Origin of the sequence: Croceicoccus sp. BE223, from assembly GCF_031457155.1 — a bacterium.
GTDB lineage: Bacteria > Pseudomonadota > Alphaproteobacteria > Sphingomonadales > Sphingomonadaceae > Croceicoccus.
Genome location: NZ_JAVDWB010000001.1, coordinates 214,567 through 234,536, shown reverse-complemented (window position 1 = coordinate 234,536; position 19,970 = coordinate 214,567). Strand labels below are relative to the sequence as shown.

Below are 19,970 nucleotides of genomic sequence, written 5' to 3'. Positions count from 1 at the left end.
CCGGGGGCATGACGCCAATATGTTCGATGCGCGATCGATGAGCGGGACGGAAACGACAGCCGCGCCGCGGGCCTATGCCAGCCAGCGGATGCAGGACCGGCGGCGCAAGGTGCTGGCCGCGACCCGCGCGGTCATTGCCGAAGCGGGCCTCGACGGGTTCACGATGCGCCAGATCGCGGACCGTGCCGGCGTGGCGACGGCGACGCTGTTCAACAACTTCCAGTCGCGCGAGGCGCTGGTAAGCCAGGCCGTGCTCGACACCTTCGTCGTCGCGCGCGAAACGGGCGCGACCGACGAACCCGAGAGCTTCGAGGCGCTGGACGCGTACGTACGCTGGACCGCGGGAGAGATCATCGCACTCGGCCGCTACGTCGATGCCGTCGTCGCCGCCTATTTCTCCCGCGCCGCGCCCAATCCGATCCGGGAGATCCTGAAGCACGAGGCGGAGGCCCCGTATATCCACTTCCTGCGCTGGCTGGAGGGCGAGCGCATGCTGCGACCGGCGACCGACATCGCGCTTGCCGCGCACACCATCTCGAGCCACGTGTTCGCGCAGATGCACGCCTGGTCGATCGGCGAGATCGCCGATGCCGACCTGTCCGACACGCTGGTGGCCGGCGTCAGCTCGATCGTGCGGGGCCAGCTCGCCCGGTTGCCGTAAGTCGCGCCGTTCGCCAGCCGCCTATTGCGAAGGCCAGACCAGGTGCAGATCGCGCATCGAGCGCATTTGCTCGCTGGTATGGCCCGGCCAGGTTCCGGGCTTCAGCGAGAAGTCGGGGATGCGCTTCAGGAATTCCTCGATCACCACCTTGATCTCCAGCCGGGCAAGGTGTTCGCCAAGGCAGCGATGCGGGCCCACGCCAAAGGCGGTGTGCACGACATCCTCGCGATGCAGGTCGAATTCCTGCGGATTGGCGCAGGCTTCGGGATCGCGCGATGCGGCGGCAAGGTTGAGCGCGATGCGATCGCCCGGCTCGAACGGGACGCCCGCGATCTCGACCGGTTTCGTGACGGTGCGCGCGGGCGCCACGACGGGCGCATAGAGCCGCACGGTTTCCGCCACCGCGTTGTCGACGAGGTGCGGATTGGCGAGGAGTTCGCGCCGGATGTCAGGGTGCGCGGCAAAGTGGAAGATCGCGGCGGCGATCGCGTGGGTCGTGGTGGCCAGCCCGCCGAACACCACGTCCAGCGCGGCATAGACCCGGTCTTCCCAAGGACAGGTCTCGCCGTTCTTGTCGACCCCGGCGACGATGCCGTCGACGATGTCGCCCTGCGGCGGCGATGCGTGGCGGTTGCGCAGGAATTGTTCGAGATAGGCATGGACCCGCTCGAACGCGGCGACCCGTTCTTCCAGCGGCCCGAACGAGTAGACGTCGATATCGTCGAACAGCTGTGGCAGGTCTTCGAGCGGGACCGGGAAGATCCGTTCGAACAGGATGATGCCCGGGAACCGGGCCGCGAAGTCCGCTACGAACTCGCACTCGCCCCTTGCCACCATCGGGTCCAGCAGGGCCGCCGCCTTCTCGCGGACGTAATCGGTCAGCTTGGCGACCGACGGCTTGCTGAACGGCGGGTTGAGCACCTGCCGCCACTTGTCGTGATAGGGCGGATCGCAATCCTCCGGCAGGATCGTGACGTTGCCTTCGGGCGCGTTGAGCATCCAGCCGCCCTCGCTGCTGAAGGTGCGCCAGTCGAGCGCGCAGGCGCGGACGTCGCGGTAACGGTTGATCACCGCGTAGCCGGTTCCGGTGCGGCTTTTCGCGACCGGGCAGCGGGCGACGAGTTCGTTCATCACCTCTTCGAAATTGGAGCTGAGCGACGGATCGTCGATGTCGAAGTCCGTGTGCAAGTCACGGGGATATGCGCGAATGTCCGACATGGTGACCCTCTCCTGCGCCCTGTCCGGGCAGTTTACGCCCACTGGCCGTGGACGTCCGTATATTTATAGCCGCCTTTTTTATCCAAAACAAACCGTTTCGGCGCGGCGCGACGAATGGTCTGGCGAACCCTGGGTTGCGCAAAAGGAAGGGGCGGCGACCGCGTGCGCTGAGCACGATGTCGCCGCCCCGGTCTTTCGGGCTGGTTCCGATCAGAACGACTTGCGGACTTCGACCCCGTAGCTGCGCGTCGGGCCGCGATAGTTGACGCTGAAGAAGCCCAGCAGCGGCACGATTTCCTGGTAGTACTTCTCGTTCGTCAGGTTGTCGCCGAACGCCGAGACTTCCCAGCCGCCTTCGCCGCGCAGGCTGAGCCGCGCCTTGATGAGACTGAGCGGATCGCGGCGCGTGCCCGGCGTGTTGTTGGCGTTCTGCCAGAACGGGCCGAAGCGGGTGAATTCGACGCGCGGCACCAGCATCAGCGTGTCCGACAGCGCGATGTCCTGCGCCACGCCCAGCGAGAACGTATATTCATACGTCTTGGGCGACACGTTGCCGACGAAGTCCGGGTTGCCGTCGAACTGGGCGATCCGGCCATGGACATAGCCGGCACTGCCATAGACGTTGAGACCACCCGGGGTGTTGAGGTTGAAGTCGGCGTCGAGGCCTTTCAGCTTCACCTTGTCGATCTCGACGATGGTCTGCAGGCCCACGCTGGGCGAGAAGTCGAACTGCTGCGCGCCGGTCACGTCGGTCTTGAAGGCGGCGACGTTGAACGACAGCATCCGGTTGAAAAGCTGGGTTTTCAGGCCGACTTCCCAGGACTTGGACACTTCCTTGTCGTACTGGTCCTCGACGAAGACGCTATCGGGATCGGCACCCGCATCGATGGCCGACTGGCGCAGCGCCTCGCGCGAACCGATCGGGTTGAACCCGCCCGACTTGAAGCCCTTGCCGTAGCTGGCGTAGGCGCTCACTTCGGGCGTGAACTTGTAGGTCACGCTGGCCTTGGGCTGGAACGCCTTGAAGGTCCTGCTGTTGTAGCAATCCTCCAGGCTCCGGCCGGTCAGCGCGACGCACAGGTTGTAGCTGGCCCCCGTCAGCGGATTGATGTCCGCCCGCGTCAGCTCTCGAACCGAACGCTTTTCGGTATCGTAGCGCCCCGCCAGCGCCAGCGTCAGCTTGTCGGTCACGTCGAATTCGATGTTGCCGAACGGTGCGTAGCTGGTCGTCTCGTAGAAGGGATTGCCGAACGCGACGGTCGGGAAATCCGAAGTCGGGGGAAGGATCGAACCCACGGTTTCGGGAACCACGCCCAGGGTATCCACCATCAGGTGCGAAGTCTGGTCGCGCTCGTACTTCAGGTAGTAGAAGCCGACCTGCCAGCGGAACGCCTGCGACCCGGGCGAGGTCAGGCGCATTTCGCCCGAATAGCTCTTGTCCTTGATCGTGTATTGCTGGACCGTCGCACCCGGAGTGCCCGTATCCGGCACATAGGGCACGCCGTCGCTGCCGTAATACTGGTCGAGGTTGTTGTAGGCCCCGATCGCGGTGAGCGTCGCGAAGCCCATGTCGTATTCGGTCTTCAGCGTTGCGTCCCAGAACGTTTCCTCGAAGATGCCGCGCACGTCGCTGACGAAGTCGATGACGTAGTTGGCATCGATGCCCCGGTCGACCGGCAGGCCGCCGATGCCCGCGCCCGCGATGTGCGCGTTGTAGGCGATGCCGCCGCCCTTGGTGTCGTTGATGCCCATCTTGGCATCGATCGTGAAGCCCTCGCCGTTGTCGAACAGCAGCCGGCCGCGACCGGACATGACCCGGTTGCGCAGGACATTTTCGCCGGTGGTGATGCTCTTGAACGGACCGTCGGTGTCGCGATACGAACCGGCCAGCGCAAAGCCCAGCATGTCCGACATCGGTCCCGAAACGTTGGCGCTGAGGCGCTTGGTGTCGTGATTGGCGTAGGATGCGACGATGTCGCCCTCGAACACGTCGGTCGGCTTCTTGGTGTTGATGATGATTGCGCCCGCCGCAGCGTTGCGGCCGTAGAGCGCGCTCTGCGGGCCCTTCAGGACTTCGATCTGCTCGATCGCGAAGAGATCCTGGTTGAACGGCTTCAGGCTGGACAGCGTGACGCCGTCGATGACGATCGCAACGTTCGGGTCACCGTTGCGCGCGCCGGTCTGGCCGCGGATGTTGACGAAGACCTCGCCCGCGTTGTCCGCGATGAACACGACGTTGGGCGTGGTGTTGAGGAAGTCCGCCGGGCCGGTGATGCCGCGATCCGAAATCGCTTCTTCGGTGAACACCTGCACCGAAATCGGCACGTCGACCAGGCTCTGGTCGCGCTTGTTGCCGGTCACGATGATTTCGTCGGGAAGCGCGGTGCTGGTTTCCGATGTGCTGGTCTGCTCGTTATCGGCCGTCTGCGCGTACGCCGGCACGGCCATGCAGCAGGCTATCGCCAACGCCGATGCGGTGCACTCTCTCGCTCTTTTCATGGTTCACCCTCCTGTATTTTTCTGCGCGAACGCTCGATTTCCGGCGTTGGCAGGATCCTACACTACTTGCTTGCCGCAACCAAGTGAATAAGTCGCGAAAATGACTCCTCGCATGCCCGTCAGAAGCGCGACGTGTAGCCGTGGTTCAGCTCGGTTTCGGCGTCTTCGACCGTGACGAACCGGATGGCGCTGCGATCGAACAGGTTTTCCTCGTCCTCGCCGATGATCCGCGCGTTTTCCGGCTTTGAGATGTTCGCCATCCCCGCATCGAAATCGGCCCGATCGTCGAACCAGATCTCGGTGATCACGTCATAGGGCAGGTCGCCACCCTCGTCGCCGACCGGGTTCAGATAGTGCCGGACGTATTTCTTCGCGTTCGGCAGCATGTCCTTGCCCAGCTTGGCATGCGTCGTTTCGTAATAGGACCGGAAATCCTCGACGCTCATCCCGTCCTTGCGCTTCAGAAGTACGAAAGCCTTGAACATCCCACCGCTCCTTTCCCGTGATTTTTGTCGTCGTCGTCACACTTCGTCGAAATCGAACCCCGTCGCCCGCAGGTAATAGAACAGGCCGGAATCCTGCGACACGAACGAAGTCATGCGCGAGGCGCCACGGTTGTAGATGGCGTGCACCGCAGTCGGCGGCGTGATCTGGACCAGCCCGTGCCGCCACGGGCAGGACGCGCCGTCGACCACCGATTCGATGGCGTCCTCGCTCAGGCACAGCGTGATGGCGGTGGCGTTGTGATGGTGCGGGCGCTGGACACCGCCGGGCTCGAGCGTCGTGATCGTCGAGATCAGCGCCGCCGTGGTCGTCCCGTAATCGCCGCCTCCATCGTGCGTCAGGAAAACGGCGCGCCCGGTCAGGTCCTCGTCGTCGCCGCGCTCGTAGACCGCCGTAAGTTGCCGCTCGATTTCCGCCGCGGGGTAGCGGATCGCGGGCAGCGCGGCCTTCGGCACGGCGCCGAGGAAGGAAAACAGCGGCTCGTCCGACAGGACGAACACGATCGCATCGGCGGCGGCCTCGATCACGGCGCCCGGCGGAAGCAGCATGGCATCCCCCGTGGCCCAGTCGAGCGAACCGGCCGCAAACCTCGCCACGCCCTCGCCGCGCAGCACGTAACCGGCAAGGCCGGTCGTAGCCGCCGGACAGGCCAGCGTCTCGCCCGCGCGGACAATGGCGTATCGGCCCAGCATCGCGGGCGTCGTCGCCGGGTAGGCAAAGCCGTAATGGGCGGAAAGGTCGAGCGGCACGAAACCGGTCGACCGGCCCGGCGCGAAGGCATCGTCGCGCTCCGTGGCGAAGGCGTGGATCGGCACCCCGGCCTGCCGCGTCCGGAACACGTTGATCGGCGTCAGGTACCGCGCCTTCGTGTCGGCCCTGTCGCGGGCTTGCCGCTCGTCCATGCCCGTTTCCGCGATCGTCATGTCAGGGCTTCTTCGCCCCGCGACCGGCCAGCGTCCTTGCCTGATCGCCCACGAAGTGCCGGATCGATTCCGCCTGTGACGGCGTCAGGGTTTTCGCAAAGCCGACCATGCCGTTGTCCTGCAGCGCGCCGCCGATGACGATGTCCTGCCAGACCTGCGCGTCGTGCAGCGCGCCGGAGCGGCGCAGGTCGGGGACGATGCCGCCGGACCATGCCTCCAGCCCATGGCAGGCGGCGCAGACCTTGCCGAACAGCAGGCGCCCCTCCTCCACCCGCTCGGCCGACATCGCGAAGGTCGGCGCGACGATCGGCGGCGGGGCCGCATCGCTCTTCGGCGGCAGGCTGGCCATGCCGTCGAGGCTGAAGACGAGCACCCGGCCATTGATCGGAACGGTCGGCCCGTCGAAGGACGGCAGCGACAACGGCACCGCCCCGCCGTAACCGGCCAGCACCGCGATATACTGCCGGCCGCCCACCTGGAAACTGACCGGCCCGGCCATCACCCCCGACTGCGCCGCGAACGACCACAGCTTCTGCCCGTCGCTCGCGCGGTAGGCGTCGAAGGTCCCGGCAGCGGTCCCCTGGAAGACGAGGTCGCCCGCCGTGGCCAGCGTGCCGCCGTTCCACGGCCCGCCGTGCTGCCCGCGCCAGACTTCCTTCTGCGCCACCGGGTCCCACGCGCTCAGCCAGCCCGTCAGACTGGCCCTGATCTGTGCCTGCACCGCCGGATCGCCCGGCATCCGGCTGGTCATCATGTCGTAGCCGAGATTCCATTGCCCCGGCTCGATCCGGAAACCCTTTTCATGGTTGTAGAGCGCGGCGATCATCTGTGTCGGCAGATAGACCAGCCCGGTCTTCGGGCTGTAGGACATCGGCTGCCAGCTGTGCGCGCCCGCGCCTGCCGACGTGGCGAGAAACGCCTCGCTCTCGTAACGCGCACCGGGGGCCTCGACCGGCCTGCCGGTGGCAAGGTCGATGCGTTCGGCCCAGTTGACCGGCGCGAACTTCTCGGCCGAGATCAGCGTCCCGGTCTTGCGGTCGATGACGTAGAAGAAGCCGTTCTTGGGCGCATGCATCAGCACTTGGCGCGGCATGCCGCCGATGTTCAGCGTCGCCAGCGTGATCTGCGCCGTCGCGGTGAAGTCCCAGGTTTCGCCCGGCACTTCCTGGTAATGCCACAGATAGCGCCCGGTATCGGGATCGAGCGCGACGATGGAGGAGAGGAACAGGTTGTCGCCCTTGCCCTCCGACCGCTCCTTCAGCGTGAGCGGCGAGCCGTTGCCGACGCCGATGTAGAGCTGGTTCAGGTCCTCGTCGTAGACGATCGCGTCCCAGACCGTGCCGCCGCCGCCCAGTTCGAGGTACTTGTCGCCGAACCATGTCGGCGCCGCCAGCCGGGACAGGATGTCATCGGACGCGGCGCCGTCCTTGGCGCCCGGCTTTCCGGGCACGGTGTAGAAACGCCACGCGAGCTTGCCGGTCTCCTCGTCATAGGCGGAGACGTAGCCGCGCACCCCGAAATCGGCCCCGCCGTTGCCGATGAAGACCTTGCCCCGCGCCACGCGCGGCGCACCGGTGATGGTATAGGGCTTCGTCGTGTCGGTGGTCTGCGTGATCCAGTCGGGCTTGCCGGTCTTTGCATCCAGCGCGACGAGCCGACCGTCGAGAGTGCCGACAAAGATGCGGCCCTTGCTGTAGGCGACGCCGCGATTGACCACGTCGCAACAGGCGTTGACCGCCGCCTTGCCCGGAACCTGCGGATCGTATTGCCACAGCGTCCGCCCGGTCGCCGCGTCGAAGGCATAGACCTTGCTCCACGCGGTCGAGGTGTAGAGCACGCCGTCGACGACGAGCGGCGTCGCTTCCTGTCCGCGGGCGGTGTCGAAATCCTGGTACCACGCCAGTTTCAGACCCGCGACGTTGCCCGCGTTGATCTGGTCGAGCGGCGAATAGCGCTGCTCGTCCGCCGTTCCGCCATGCATCGCCCAATCCTGTGCGGCGACCGGCGCGGAAACGGGACTGGCCGCCGAGCCGGGCGGCGTGTCGGTCCCGGCGTATGTGCCGCAGGCGCCGAGCAGAGCCGCGGCGATGATCGGGAGGACGGTCGGATGGCGGCGGGTCATGGGCACGGTGCGGTTCCTGGTCGCGGTGCATGGCGGCGGGGCTTGGGGCAGGGCGGAATCATGGCCAGATCACGCGCTCCTCTTGCGCGAGGAAGCCGCGCGAAGCCGCTCGGTCGGCAAAGCTGTCCAGCAGCGCGAGCGCATCGGCCGGGCCGTCCTTGCCCCAGGCCGCCTCGAACTGCGCCTGATCGGCGAAGGACACCTCGACGACGCCGTCGAACATCGGCGCATTGCCGCTGTCGACGGGGAGCGCCGCGCTCAGCCCGATGACCCCGGGCAGGCTTCCCACCGATTTCGCGAACTCGGCCAGGTGCCGTTCGAAATCAGGGATTCCGGGCCTCTGCCTGACGAAAACCTGCGCCTTCACCGGCACGAAGGCCCGGTCGGCGGGCGAAGCGCACCGAACGAATTCCCGCGTGAACAGCCAGGCGGCCTGGTCGCGGATGTAGAGTTCGTCGATGTCACGGTCGAGCGGGGCGTAGAGCGGATCGGCCCCCGCCGCCTCCAGGTCGGAAAGCCGGTCGACCCAGACCGTGGGAATGCCGAGGTAGGGCGTGGGGGCAAGGCCGGGCAGGGTTGGCACGCTGCCGATGCCGTGGTTCTGGATGTAGCGCCGGAAGTACGGCAGCCGCGTCGTCAGCGTCCCGTGAGGGTCCCGCCAGTGCGCGTGGAACTGCTCGTCGGTCAGGCCCGGCTTCTTGACGATGAAGGCATAGACCTTGACCCCGGGCCTTTCCTCGCCAAGCGATGCCGGCTCCGCGGCGATGCCGGCGCATGGGGCGGAAGCGGCCATGTCAGGCGCGCCCACCATGGCGCCGACCGGCACTGCAGCAACGCAGAGGCCGGCTGCGGAAAGCAGGCCCGATGCGGAAACAAAGGTGGCGGCGATGCGCATGGGATTGTCTCCTGTTCGCGCCGGATGTCGGACGGACGGTTTGGGCCGGCGCCGGTCGGATCGTCGGACAGCTTGCACCTCTCTGCGTGGACAACCTGGCCTCCCTCTCCCGGCGTTTCGCGAACCGACCGTATATTCGGTACCATGCCGGAGTATTCAGATTTGTCAGGCGCGGCGAGCCGGATGGCCGCGGCGGCGTGGCTGCCTCTATTCGGCCCTGACGACGTGCGTCTCGGCGCCCTTCCACTGGACGTCCATCGGGCCGGCGCTGACCAGCAGGAACGTGCAGCCGTCGGGACCGGCTTCCTCCGGGCCGTACATCACGCCGGCGCGCGCCCAGCGCAGGTCGCCTTCCCGGTACCAGCCGCTGCCGTCGTTAAAGGTCATCGTGCCTTTGATGATGTAGTAGATCGTGTCGTAGTTATGGGCGTGCGCGTCCGCCTTGCAGTTGGGCGGAAACTTGTTGGGCACGATCCATGGCCCCTTCTCCCAGTTCTCGCCCAGGAACTGCACCGGGATCGGCTCGCTCATGTGGCTGAAGAAGCCGGGATCGGTTTCGGGGTCGGCAAAGAATTGCCATTCGTTGTCCTCGATCCGGGAGCGACCCACCCCTTTTTCGACCAGCGCCTGTCCCTTCACCGCACCTCTCCATATATTTATGATGTTTGTGTATATAACGCTGAACGCAGGCACAAGTGCATTATCCGCAACCGCGCTATCGAAACGATACGGTCTTGGCCGCGCCCGGCGGCAGCGCCCGGCCTAGGCCGAGACGGGAAGGGTGCGCGCGCCGCGTATCCAGAGCGAGGGCAGCCAGTCTGTCTCCGGCGCAAGCCGGCGGATGCCCGGCATCCGTTCCAGCACTTTCGCGATGGCGATGCTGGCCATGCGCGTCCCGAGCGAGGCGCCCGGGCAATAATGCGGCCCATGCGCGAACGAGAGATGGCCATGCGGATTGCGCGACAGATCGAAGCTGTCGGCGTTATCGTACTTGCGATCGTCGCGGTTGGCCGAGCCGATGTAGGACAGCACCTGCGATCCCGCCGGGATGTGCCGCCCGTGCAGTTCGATGTCGCAGGCCGCAGTCTGGAACACGAGGTTGACCGGCGACCAGTAGCGCAGCGTCTCGTCGACGAGATTGCCGACAAGCTCGCGGTCCGCAAGCACCGCCTCGTGCACGTCGCGATGGTCCAGCATGGCGACAAGCGAACTGCTGATAAGATGCGAGGGCGTTTCCGATCCGCCGAAATGGGTCAGGATCGCCGTGCTGAGCACCTGGATCCCGGTCAGCGTATCGCCGCCCTCCTCCGCCTCGATCAGCATCGAGATGAAATCGTCGCGCGGCTCGGCCCGTCTCTCGCGGATAACCTGTTCGAGGTATCGGCGCAGTTCGGTGACGCTGGCGCGGATGCGGGCAACGTCCTCGTCGGCGAGATTCGCCCGGTTGGCGGCATTGAGGAGGTCGGCGGTCCAGACCTTGAAATTCTCCCGCTGCCGGGGATCGACGCCGAGCAGTTCGGCGGTGACGCTGACCGGGATATAGGCGGCGAAGTCGTTCACGAAATCGAAGGTGGTCCCCTTCGCCTCGATCTCGTCGAGCAGGCCGTCGACGATCGCCTCGATCTTGCCGACCATCCTGCGGGTGACGCCGGGCGCGAAGGCATGGCTGGTCAGCTTGCGCAGCGGCGTATGCTCGGGCGGGTCCATCGCGATGAGCGAGGGCGTTTCCGGCACGGGGTCGAGATCGCCGAACGCCTGGCGGATGAAGTCCTTGGCCGAATACTGCTCGGGATGAAGGAACGCGTTCTTGCAATCCTCGTACCGGAACAGGCCCCAGGCGTTCAGCGGTTCGATGAAGTGGACCGGCGCCTCTTCACGCAGCCGCGCATACCACGGATAGGGATCGATCTGGACCGATCGGCGGGTGGGGTCGAACTCTATTTGCGACATGGTTGCATTCCTCTCACCCGGTTCTGTCAGCCGACTATCGGTGGGAAGCCACCGTGACGCAATGCCCGACATCCTGGCTGACAGCCTCGAACGTCGCGCCAGCCTGCCGGGCGAAAGCCACCATCAGGCCCGAGCCCATGCCGCCCGCGGCGCTGGCCGGGGCCGTCTCGGCCGCCTCTCCCACACCGTCGTCGCGCACCGTCGCGATCCACGCGCCTTCGCCCTGACAGGCGAAGCTCACCTCGATCGAACCGCCGCGCCCATCGGGAAAGGCGTACTTGGCGCAATTGGTCAGCGCCTCGTTGACGAACAGGCCGATGCCGACCGCGACCTGCCGCGACAGAGTGCAGGGATCGATCCGGGTCTCGACCCGGACGTTGTCGAGAAACGCGCCCTCGGTCACCCGGCGCACGACTTCGGGCAGGTAGACGTCCATCTCGACGCTGCTGCCCTCGCCCTGGCTGTCGACGAGATTGGCGTAGGCGCGGGCGAAAGTGTGGACGCGGCCTGACGCCTGTTCGATCGCCTGGGCGACGGCGGCGTCGCTGGTGCGGCGGCGCTGGATGTCGAGCAGGCTGACGATCAGCGCGAAGTTGTTCTTGGTGCGATGTTCCAGTTCCGCCATCAGCATGCCGCGCCGCGCGATCTCGGCATCGCGCGTTTCGGTGGCGCGCTGCACCGCGCTGCGAAACGATTCGGCCAGGATCGCGATAACCGCCACGCAGATCGCGTTGATCGCGACCCGCGTCGCGTCCTTGGCCAGCGCGAATTCGAAACTGCCGCTATAGGGCAGGACATACCACCAGGCGTAGAAGAAGCTGAACAGATAGGCGACCAGCCCGCCGCGCCAGTGACCGAACAGGGTCGCGATGAGCACGGTGGGATAGACCATCGCGAAGGGGCCCGCCCCGTCGGCCACGGTGTCGAGCATGGCGCGCAGGGCGACCATGACGATGGCGCAGAACAGGCCGAACGCAGCCTCTGCGCCCGTCTTCGCCGCCGGCGATTGAAATCGCGCGCTGATGTCGAAGCTGGCCAGTCTCAAGACGTGCGATCCCGTTTTTCGGCGCAATCGCACCCGACCGGCAGAGTGGACCAAAGGCGCACCACCTGCCGGCAGGATCATAGACTAAACCTCAGGTCATGGCGATTCGTTTGAATTCAAACGTTTGCGCCAGCCTGCATCCGCCAGTCACGCCACCATGGCGGCGCGCTCCTTCTTCACTTGGCGCCCTTCTTCACCTGACGCCACGCGTGGAGCAGCGGCTCGGTATAGCCCGAGGGCTGCTCGACGCCCTTGAAGACAAGATCCTTCGCGGCCTGGAAGGCGCAGCCGTCCTCGTTGCCGACCAGCGGTTCATAAGCCGGGTCGCCCGCGTTCTGCGCGTCGACCTTCGCCGCCATACGGCGCAAGGCATCCATCACCTGCTCTTCGGTGACGACGCCGTGCAGCAGCCAGTTGGCCATGTGCTGGCTGGAAATGCGCAGCGTCGCGCGGTCTTCCATCAGGCCCACGTCGTTGATGTCGGGCACCTTGGAACAGCCGACGCCCTGGTCGATCCAGCGCACGACATAGCCGAGCAGCCCTTGCGCGTTGTTGTCGAGCTCCTCGCGCAGCTCCTCCGCCGACCAGTTGACCCCGTCGGCAAGCGGCACGGTCAGCAGCCGTTCGATGGCGGGCACGCCCTGCGCGGCGATGGCCTCGCGCAGCGCGAAGACGTCGACCTGGTGATAGTGCAGCGCGTGCAGCGTCGCGGCGGTGGGCGACGGGACCCACGCGGTGTTCGCACCGGTCCTGGGATGCCCCACCTTCTCGACCAGCATCTGGCCCATGCGGTCGGGCGCGGCCCACATGCCCTTGCCGATCTGCGCCTTGCCCGAAAGGCCGTGCTTCAGCCCGATCGCGACGTTGCGCTTTTCATAGGCGTCGATCCAGTCGCTCGTCTTCATCGCGCCCTTGCGGATCATCGGCCCGGCCTGCATCGAGGTGTGCATCTCGTCGCCCGTGCGGTCGAGGAAGCCGGTGTTGATGAAGACGATGCGGTCCTTCACCGCATGGATGCAGGCGGCCAGGTTCGCGCTGGTGCGACGCTCCTCGTCCATCACGCCCACCTTGATGGTGTGGCGCGCCAGGCCGAGCAGGTCCTCCACCGCGTCGAACAGCGTATTGGTAAAGGCGCACTCTTCCGGCCCGTGCATCTTGGGCTTCACGATATAGATCGAACCGGCGCGGCTGTTGCGGTACTGGCCCAGCCCGTCGAGATCGTGGCGGGCGATCGCGCTGGTGATCACCGCGTCCATGATGCCCTCGGGAAGCTCGCTGCCGTCGGGCAGCAGGATCGCCGGGTTGGTCATCAGGTGGCCGACGTTGCGCACGAACAGCAGGCTGCGGCCCGGAAGGTCGAGAGTCTCGCCATTCGGCAGCGCGTACGTGCGATCCGGCTCCAGCGAGCGGGTCATGGTCTCGCCGCCCTTCTGGAATTCGGCGGTCAGCGTGCCGTTCATCAGGCCGAGCCAGTTGGCGTAGGCGAGCAGCTTGTCCTCGGCATCGACGGCGGCGACCGAATCCTCCATGTCGATGATCGAGGTCAGCGCCGATTCCAGCACGACATCGGAAATGCCCAGTTCGTCCGTCGCGCCGACGGGGTGGTCGCGGTCGACGTGGATCTCGATGTAGAGGCCATTGTGCTCGAACATCACCCCCTTGGCCCCGCCGGTCAGCGTGGCAAAGGCGTGCGGGCAGGCGCCGCCGGTCAGCGCCGCGTCCCAGCCGGGGAGGGCATCGTTCAGGAACTTGCGCCCCGCCGCGACCACCGCCGCGCCGCGCGCCGGGTCGTAACCCTTGCCGGCCGCCAGCGGAGCATCGGGCAGCGCGTCGGTGCCGTAGAAGGCGTCGTAGAGACTGCCCCAGCGGGCATTGGCGGCGTTCAGCGCGAAACGGGCGTTGAGCACCGGCACGACCAGCTGCGGCCCGGCCATGGTCGCGATTTCCGGATCGACGTTTGCGGTGCCGATGACGAAATCGCCCGGCTCGGGAACGAGGTAGCCGATCGCGGTCAGGAACGCCTTGTATTCCGTCATGTCGATGGGCTTGCCGGCGCGCTCCTTGTGCCAGGTGTCGATCTGCGCCTGCAACTCGTCCCGCTTTGCCAGCAGCGCGCGGTTGGTCGGCGCGTGCTTCGCGAGCAAATCGGCAAAGCCCTGCCAGAACGCGCCGGCATCCATGCCCAGCGGGGCGAGGACGTCGTTTTCCACGAACCGTGCGAGTGCCGTCTCCACCCGGAGCCCAGCCTTTTCGACGCGATCAACCATTGCCTGCCTGCCTTCTATGCCAAGGGGTTATGTCACGATCCTTCGCCGCGCGACGCCAATGATGGCAGCTTCGCACGTCGTCGGAGAGGGAGGATGTAGATTCGCCGCCGCGGCTCATGCCAACCCGGCGCCGTCGTGGCAAGTGCCGCCGCGGCCATGACGGCCTGCGCGCGACCTGGGAGGGCACTGGCCAAGTGCGCGGATCGCGGCTAGGCATCGTTGCCGATGAAACCGCCTTCCGCCCCCCTTCCGCCGCCCCTTGCCGACCCGGCGCTGGCCGCCATGGTCGAACGGGTCGACGCGCCCGGCATGCTGGCCCGGGCGGTGGGGTGGAGCGAAATGCAGACCGGCACCGGCAACCTTCCCGGGCTGGCCGCGCAGGCGACCGCGCTGGCCGACGCCTTCGCCGCGCTGCCGGGCGAGGTCGTGCTCGAACCCGCCGACCCGGTCAGCGCCATCGATGCCGAAGGGCGCGAGACGCTGATCGAGCGCGGGCGCAATCTCGTCCTTTCCGTCCGCCCGGATGCGGAGCGGCGCTTCCTCCTCACCGGCCACATGGACACCGTCTTTCCCGCCGACACCGGCTTTCGCAACGTGCGCGAGATCGAACCCGGCGTGCTCGGCGGGCCCGGCCTTGCCGACATGAAGGGCGGCATCGCCGTCATCCTCGAAGCGCTGCGCCTGTTCGAGAACGTGCCCGAAGCGGGCCGGGTCGGTTACGACGTGATGATCAATTCGGACGAGGAAACCGGCAGCGGCGGCAGCGCGGCGCTGATCGCGCGGCTGGCGCGCGGCAAGTACGCGGCCCTGACCTACGAGCCGTCGACCCTGCCGGACGGCACGTTCGCGGGCGCGCGCGGCGGATCGGGCAACTACAGCGTCATCGTCACCGGGCGCAGCGCCCACGCGGGCCGCAACCCGCAGGACGGACGCAACGCCGTGGTCGCGGCGGCGGAGATCGCGGTGCGGCTGGCGGCGCTCTCGCACCCGGACCTGTCGATCAACCCGGCCAAGATCGAAGGCGGCGCGGCCAACAACGTCGTTCCCGACCACGCCGTGCTGCGCTTCAACATCCGCCCGAAAAGCGCGGCGGCGGCCGAAGCTTTCGCCTCCGCCCTCAAGGCGCTGCTCGACGACGTGGCCGCAAGCCGCGACGTCGGCGTGCACCTCCACGGCGGCATCTCGCGCCCGCCCAAGCCGGTCGACCCGCGCGCGCAGGCGCTGTTCGACACGGTGCGCGACTGTTCCGCCCTGCTCGGCCTCGCCTTCGCGCGGCGCGACACCGGCGGGGTCTGCGACGGCAACAACATCGCCGCCGCGCACGTGCCGGTGGTCGACACGATGGGCGTGCGCGGCGGCTCGATCCACTCGCCGGACGAATTCATGATCGTGGACTCGCTCGCCGAACGGGCGCAACTCTCCGCGCTGGTGCTGCATTCGCTGGCCACCCGCGGCCTCTGACACAGGAATATCGATGACCTACGTGATGCGCCCCGCCCGCGCCGACGACCTGGAGGCGATGTACGAGATGGCGAAGCTGACCGGCGGCGGCTTCACCAACCTGCCCGCCAACCGCCCGGCGCTGACCGCCAAGCTCGAACGGACCGAGGCGGCGCTGGCGCGCGACGACGACGCGATCGCCGACGACCTGTTCGTGATGATGCTCGAGGATGCCGAGACCGGCGCGATCCGCGGCACCTGCCAGATCTTCAGCCAGATCGGCGGGTCGTGGCCGTTCTATTCCTATCGCATCACCAGCCACACCGCCTACTCGCGCGAACTGGACCGCACCTTCCGCAACCGCTCGCTCCAGCTCGTCACCGATCTGGAAGGGTCGAGCGAGGTCGGCGGACTGTTCCTCCACCCCTCGGCCCGGGCGGGCGGGCTCGGCATGCTGCTGGCGCGCAGCCGCTACCTGTTCATCGCGATGCACCGCGCCCGCTTTGCCGACAGGCTGCTGGCCGAACTGCGCGGCATCGTCGATGCGCACGGCAACTCGCCGTTCTGGGACGGCGTCGCCGGGCGCTTCTTCGGCATGGGCTTTCGCGAGGCGGACGAGTTCAATGCGCTGAACGGCAACCAGTTCATCGCCGACCTGATGCCCAAGCACCCCGTCTATGTCGCCATGATCAGCGAGGAGGCGCGCAACGCCATCGGCGTGCCGCACGAAACAGGCCGCCCCGCCATGCGGATGCTGGAGGAGGAGGGCTTCGCCTGGGAAAGCTACATCGACATCTTCGACGGCGGGCCGACGATGACCGCGCGCACCGATTCCGTGCGCACCATCGCCGCCGCCCGCCACGCCCCGGTCGATAGTGCCGAGCCTGCGAACGGGCGCCGCGCGCTGGTCGCCACCGGACGGCTCGCCTCGTTCCGCTGCTGCATGGCGAAGATCCAGGTGAACGAGGACGGCTCGGTCGCCATCGACGCCGCCGCCCGCGCCGCCCTGCGCGTGGCCCCCGGTGAACCTGTCTGCTGGGCCCCGCGGTAAGGAGACAAGGCGATGGGAATGGTCGAAATCAACTTCGACGGCCTGGTCGGGCCGAGCCACAACTATTCGGGCCTCAGCCTCGGCAATCTCGCCGCCACGAAGAACGCGGGCAAGATCGCCTACCCGCGCGCCGCGGCGCTGCAGGGGCTGGCCAAGATGCGGCACAACATGGACCTCGGCCTCGTGCAGGGGGTGCTGCTGCCGCTGCCCCGGCCCGACGCCGCGTTCCTCGACGCGATGGCGACCGGCACAGGGGGCGGCGCGGACCCGGCGCTGACCGCCATGGCCTGGTCGGCCAGTTCGATGTGGACCGCCAACGCCGCCACCGTCAGCCCCGCGCCCGATACCGCCGACGGGCGCTGCCACTTTTCGGTCGCGAACCTGGTGACGATGCCGCACCGTTCGATCGAGTGGCCCGACACGCTGGCACAGCTGCGCGTCGCCTTTGCCGACGAACGCCACTTCGCCGTGCACGGCCCGGTGCCGGCCACCTTCGGCGACGAGGGTGCGGCCAACCACATGCGGATGGGCCCGGCGCACGCCGAACCCTGCGTCGAGATCTTCGTCTACGGCAGGCCGGGAGGGCGCTTTCCCGCCCGCCAGAACGAACAGGCCAGCCGCGCCATCGCCCGCCGCCACGGCCTTGCCCCGGAACGCGCGCTGTTCATCGAACAGGCGCCCGAAGCGATCGCGGCGGGGGCCTTTCACAACGACGTCGTCGCCGTCGCCAACGAGCACGTGCTGTTCACCCACGAGCAGGCCTTTGCCGACCGCGAGGGCGCCTATGCCGCGATCCGCGCGGCCGTGCCGGGGGCGGAGATCATCGAGGTGCCCGCCGCGCGCGTGTCGCTCGCCGACGCCATCGGCAGCTACCTGTTCAACGCGCAGATCCTCACCCTGCCCGATGGCACGATGGGCCTTGTCGTGCCGGGCGAGTGCATGGAGAACCCCGGCGTCCGGGGCTGGCTGGACGAGATGGCGCGCGGCAACGGACCGATCCGCCATGTCCTGCCGGTCGATGTGCGGCAATCGATGGCGAACGGCGGCGGCCCGGCCTGCCTGCGCCTGCGCGTCGTCGCCGATCCCGATCATGTCGACCAGCGCTTCCTGATGACGCCCGAAAAGCTCGAATCGATGGCTGATATCGTGACCCGGCACTGGCCCGAATCGATCGCTCCTGCCGAAATCGGAACGCCGGGGCTTGCCGACCGTGTCATTTCGGCGCGCAATTTTATGCTGGAGTGTCTGAACCTTAAGGAACTTGGTTAACGCTTTTGCGTCGGAACCTGCGGCGGGTTACTGCTTTGTTAACGGTGAGCCCCGGGTTCCGAACGATCGGACAGGGGGCAACCGGACGCAGTCAACGGAAGGAAAGCCGCAGGTGGCCTTCGCGAAGATCAGGAAGCTGGGGCGGCTGTTCGTCATCAAGACGCGCCTCGAAGCGTTCATGATCATTTATGCGCTGGCGCTCGGCGCGGTCGAGCGGGGAACGGTCTATCTCGGCCAGTATCCCGGCGTCGGCGGCTGGCTGCTGTTCCTGGCCTGCACCGGATCGGTCTTCATGGCCGGGGCCAAGATCCTCGACTGCATCCGGCACGAAAATTCCCCCGAGAAGGCCGAGGCCGTGCCCGCCGAAACCTGATCGTCATTGAAGAACTGCCATCCACCTGGCCGGGGCGCTTTCTCGTGAAGGCGCCCCTTCTTTCCGGCCGGTCGTCCCCGGTTTGACGGCCCCCTGCGCGATGCAGCGCCGCCATCTCTGGCGGCGCATCGAAACGCTAACCGCCCAGCGCGTGCTGTTCGGCGGTGACCGAAGGGCCGGTCCTGCCCGAAGCCTCCCACGCCCCGGTGATCCAGACGATCGACAGCACCACGATTGCCAGCAGCAGGGAAAACAACAGGACATAGCGCATGATGTGCGGCGTTTCGCCGCCGCGCGCCTCGCTGGTGGGGATGTGGATCTCGTCACCGATCTTGTGCATCGTCGCTCCTCTCGCACCGTGTCGGCGCAGGGGCCACGCTATCGGCCTTGCGCCTTGTGGGGCCCGGCGGGGCGATGGCGGACCGGCGGATGGTAGGGCCGGGTCCGGTGATGCCGACGCGGCGGGCCGTCGTCGCTGGCGGCGCGCGAACGGCGCGTCGCGATGCGGATCATACCACCGCGCGGCGAACAGATATAGCGCTATCGAAGGGCGGGGGTTTTGCGTTGCCACTAACCGCGATACCGGTTGTGAGGCAACAATGGGCGGGCAAGCCCAGTCGCGGCGCGGTTTGCGATGAAAGGTGGGGGTTTCTGTTGCTACGCACCCCCGGGCGCCCGGTATCCGCTTCTGTTGCCCGGTGCGGTCCAACCGCGCTTTAGCTTTGTAAGATCAGGCCGTTAGGCCGTCAGATTACGCGGCGAGAGCGAGTGCTTCGTTATCGTTGGCACTTGTGGGTTTTTGAGCCTTTAACGGGTTACTCAGCCCGGGCGAAAACAGTGCTTTTCAACACACGTCGATCCTGGTTCGGCCCCATGATCCCGCCCCCGACAACGAGGCAAATGGTGGAGCCGCCGGGTACTGCCCCCGGGTCCGCTGTGCCTATTGCACACCGCAATTTATCGCCATAGCCGGCCAAAACCGGCTCGCCCTATATAGCGATGGCGACGTTAATGTGAAGTGAGCGCCGGAAATTCAGGCGAGCGATTGCGGCGGCGGCATCAATCCCGCTTCTTCAGTTCGGCGAGGATCTCCTTCAGCGTTTCCAGCGTCGCGTCGACCGGCGCTTCGGGGGCCGAGGCCTGCTTGTCCCGTTCCGCCGCCTCGATCACCCGGTTCACGCCGCGCACCAGCAGGAAAAGGGCAAAGGCGATGATCACGAAGTTCAGGCACTGGGTGATAAGATCGCCGTACCCGATCATCGGCACGCCCGACTCCTTCAGCGCGGCATAGTTGTCGCGCGCGCCGTCGTAGCCGGCGGGCACGGGGCCGAGCTGGATGAACTTGTTGGAAAAATCGACCGAGCCGAAGACCGCGCCGATCAGCGGCATCAGGATCGATTCGGTGAGCGAGGTGGTGATCTTGCCGAAGGCGGCGCCGATGATGACGCCGACCGCAAGGTCGAGAACGTTGCCCCTGGCGATGAACTTCCTGAATTCGGCGAACATGAGCACCTTCCTTCCCGCTGCGACGGCACGACCCGCCCTCATCCTGCCGCCTTGCCGCCGCGGCGAAAAGGGGCGCGGGCATGACAATCACCGACAGGGGCGGGAAAAAGCGGCACGGCCGGCCGCAACAGCCGCGCACAAGGCGGCGCGCGATATTGCACCGGCCCCAAACCGCTTTATATCGCTAACACACCGGTTGCGGCACCACGGCGCCGCGACCGGTGCGCGACCGACCAGGATTGCACTG

Annotated in this window: 17 protein-coding genes and 1 other RNA gene; 5 read left to right on the top strand and 13 right to left on the bottom strand. The window is 66.8% G+C overall.

Annotation, left to right across the window (positions count from 1 at the left end; all coding sequences use genetic code 11):
* Window positions 1-37 precede the first annotated feature (37 nt).
* Complete coding sequence (locus tag J2X37_RS01215; protein WP_310016855.1) at window positions 38-661, top strand: TetR/AcrR family transcriptional regulator; 624 nt, start codon at window positions 38-40, stop codon at window positions 659-661.
* A gap of 21 nt (window positions 662-682) precedes the next feature.
* Here the strand turns inward: J2X37_RS01215 and J2X37_RS01210 are convergent, their stop codons facing one another.
* From J2X37_RS01210 to J2X37_RS01165, 10 genes are all read right to left on the bottom strand, one after another.
* Entirely contained in the window at window positions 683-1,879 is a 1,197-nt protein-coding gene (locus J2X37_RS01210) for a cytochrome P450 (RefSeq protein WP_310016852.1), read from the bottom strand.
* Between the two features lie 210 nt (window positions 1,880-2,089).
* Window positions 2,090-4,327 (bottom strand): TonB-dependent receptor, encoded by a 2,238-nt coding sequence (locus J2X37_RS01205; protein ID WP_310016850.1) that lies wholly within the window; start codon window positions 4,325-4,327, stop codon window positions 2,090-2,092.
* 170 nt (window positions 4,328-4,497) lie between these two features.
* Entirely contained in the window at window positions 4,498-4,863 is a 366-nt protein-coding gene (locus J2X37_RS01200; protein ID WP_310016847.1) for an EthD domain-containing protein, read from the bottom strand.
* A gap of 36 nt (window positions 4,864-4,899) precedes the next feature.
* A complete protein-coding gene (locus tag J2X37_RS01195; protein WP_310016845.1) occupies window positions 4,900-5,805 on the bottom strand; it encodes a hypothetical protein in 906 nt (301 codons plus the stop codon).
* A gap of 1 nt (window position 5,806) precedes the next feature.
* A complete protein-coding gene (locus tag J2X37_RS01190) occupies window positions 5,807-7,927 on the bottom strand; it encodes a PQQ-dependent dehydrogenase, methanol/ethanol family (RefSeq protein WP_310016842.1) in 2,121 nt (706 codons plus the stop codon).
* A gap of 58 nt (window positions 7,928-7,985) precedes the next feature.
* Window positions 7,986-8,822, bottom strand: a complete 837-nt coding sequence (locus tag J2X37_RS01185; protein WP_310016840.1) for an EthD family reductase — start codon at window positions 8,820-8,822, stop codon at window positions 7,986-7,988.
* A gap of 207 nt (window positions 8,823-9,029) precedes the next feature.
* On the bottom strand, window positions 9,030-9,461 hold the full coding sequence (locus J2X37_RS01180; RefSeq protein ID WP_310016839.1) for a hypothetical protein: 432 nt from the start codon (window positions 9,459-9,461) through the stop codon (window positions 9,030-9,032).
* Window positions 9,462-9,584: 123 nt separating this feature from the next.
* Window positions 9,585-10,772: a cytochrome P450 gene (locus J2X37_RS01175; protein WP_310016837.1), complete on the bottom strand. Its 1,188-nt coding sequence runs from the start codon at window positions 10,770-10,772 to the stop codon at window positions 9,585-9,587.
* 34 nt (window positions 10,773-10,806) lie between these two features.
* On the bottom strand, window positions 10,807-11,817 hold the full coding sequence (locus J2X37_RS01170) for a sensor histidine kinase (protein WP_310016835.1): 1,011 nt from the start codon (window positions 11,815-11,817) through the stop codon (window positions 10,807-10,809).
* Between the two features lie 176 nt (window positions 11,818-11,993).
* Window positions 11,994-14,084 carry a malate synthase G gene (locus J2X37_RS01165; protein ID WP_310016833.1) on the bottom strand — a complete coding sequence of 697 codons (2,091 nt, stop codon included), beginning with the start codon at window positions 14,082-14,084 and terminating at the stop codon, window positions 11,994-11,996.
* Window positions 14,085-14,309: 225 nt separating this feature from the next.
* Here J2X37_RS01165 and J2X37_RS01160 point away from each other — a divergent pair, with 225 nt between their 5' ends.
* From J2X37_RS01160 to J2X37_RS01145, 4 genes are all read left to right on the top strand, one after another.
* Window positions 14,310-15,545 (top strand): hydrolase, encoded by a 1,236-nt coding sequence (locus J2X37_RS01160; protein WP_310016831.1) that lies wholly within the window; start codon window positions 14,310-14,312, stop codon window positions 15,543-15,545.
* Window positions 15,546-15,558: 13 nt separating this feature from the next.
* On the top strand, window positions 15,559-16,575 hold the full coding sequence (locus tag J2X37_RS01155) for an arginine N-succinyltransferase (protein WP_310016829.1): 1,017 nt from the start codon (window positions 15,559-15,561) through the stop codon (window positions 16,573-16,575).
* A gap of 12 nt (window positions 16,576-16,587) precedes the next feature.
* Window positions 16,588-17,844, top strand: coding sequence for an N-succinylarginine dihydrolase (locus J2X37_RS01150; protein WP_310016827.1), 1,257 nt, complete (start codon window positions 16,588-16,590; stop codon window positions 17,842-17,844).
* Window positions 17,845-18,022: 178 nt separating this feature from the next.
* Window positions 18,023-18,217 carry a hypothetical protein gene (locus J2X37_RS01145; RefSeq protein ID WP_310018029.1) on the top strand — a complete coding sequence of 65 codons (195 nt, stop codon included), beginning with the start codon at window positions 18,023-18,025 and terminating at the stop codon, window positions 18,215-18,217.
* Window positions 18,218-18,353: 136 nt separating this feature from the next.
* On the opposite strand, the gene J2X37_RS01140 is transcribed toward J2X37_RS01145, so the two are convergent.
* From J2X37_RS01140 to mscL, 3 genes are all read right to left on the bottom strand, one after another.
* Window positions 18,354-18,557 (bottom strand): hypothetical protein, encoded by a 204-nt coding sequence (locus tag J2X37_RS01140; RefSeq protein WP_310016825.1) that lies wholly within the window; start codon window positions 18,555-18,557, stop codon window positions 18,354-18,356.
* A 337-nt stretch (window positions 18,558-18,894) separates the two neighbouring features.
* Window positions 18,895-19,239: a transfer-messenger RNA gene (gene ssrA / locus J2X37_RS01135) on the bottom strand.
* 37 nt (window positions 19,240-19,276) lie between these two features.
* Window positions 19,277-19,723 (bottom strand): large conductance mechanosensitive channel protein MscL, encoded by a 447-nt coding sequence (mscL, locus tag J2X37_RS01130; RefSeq protein WP_310016823.1) that lies wholly within the window; start codon window positions 19,721-19,723, stop codon window positions 19,277-19,279.
* Window positions 19,724-19,970 lie beyond the last annotated feature (247 nt).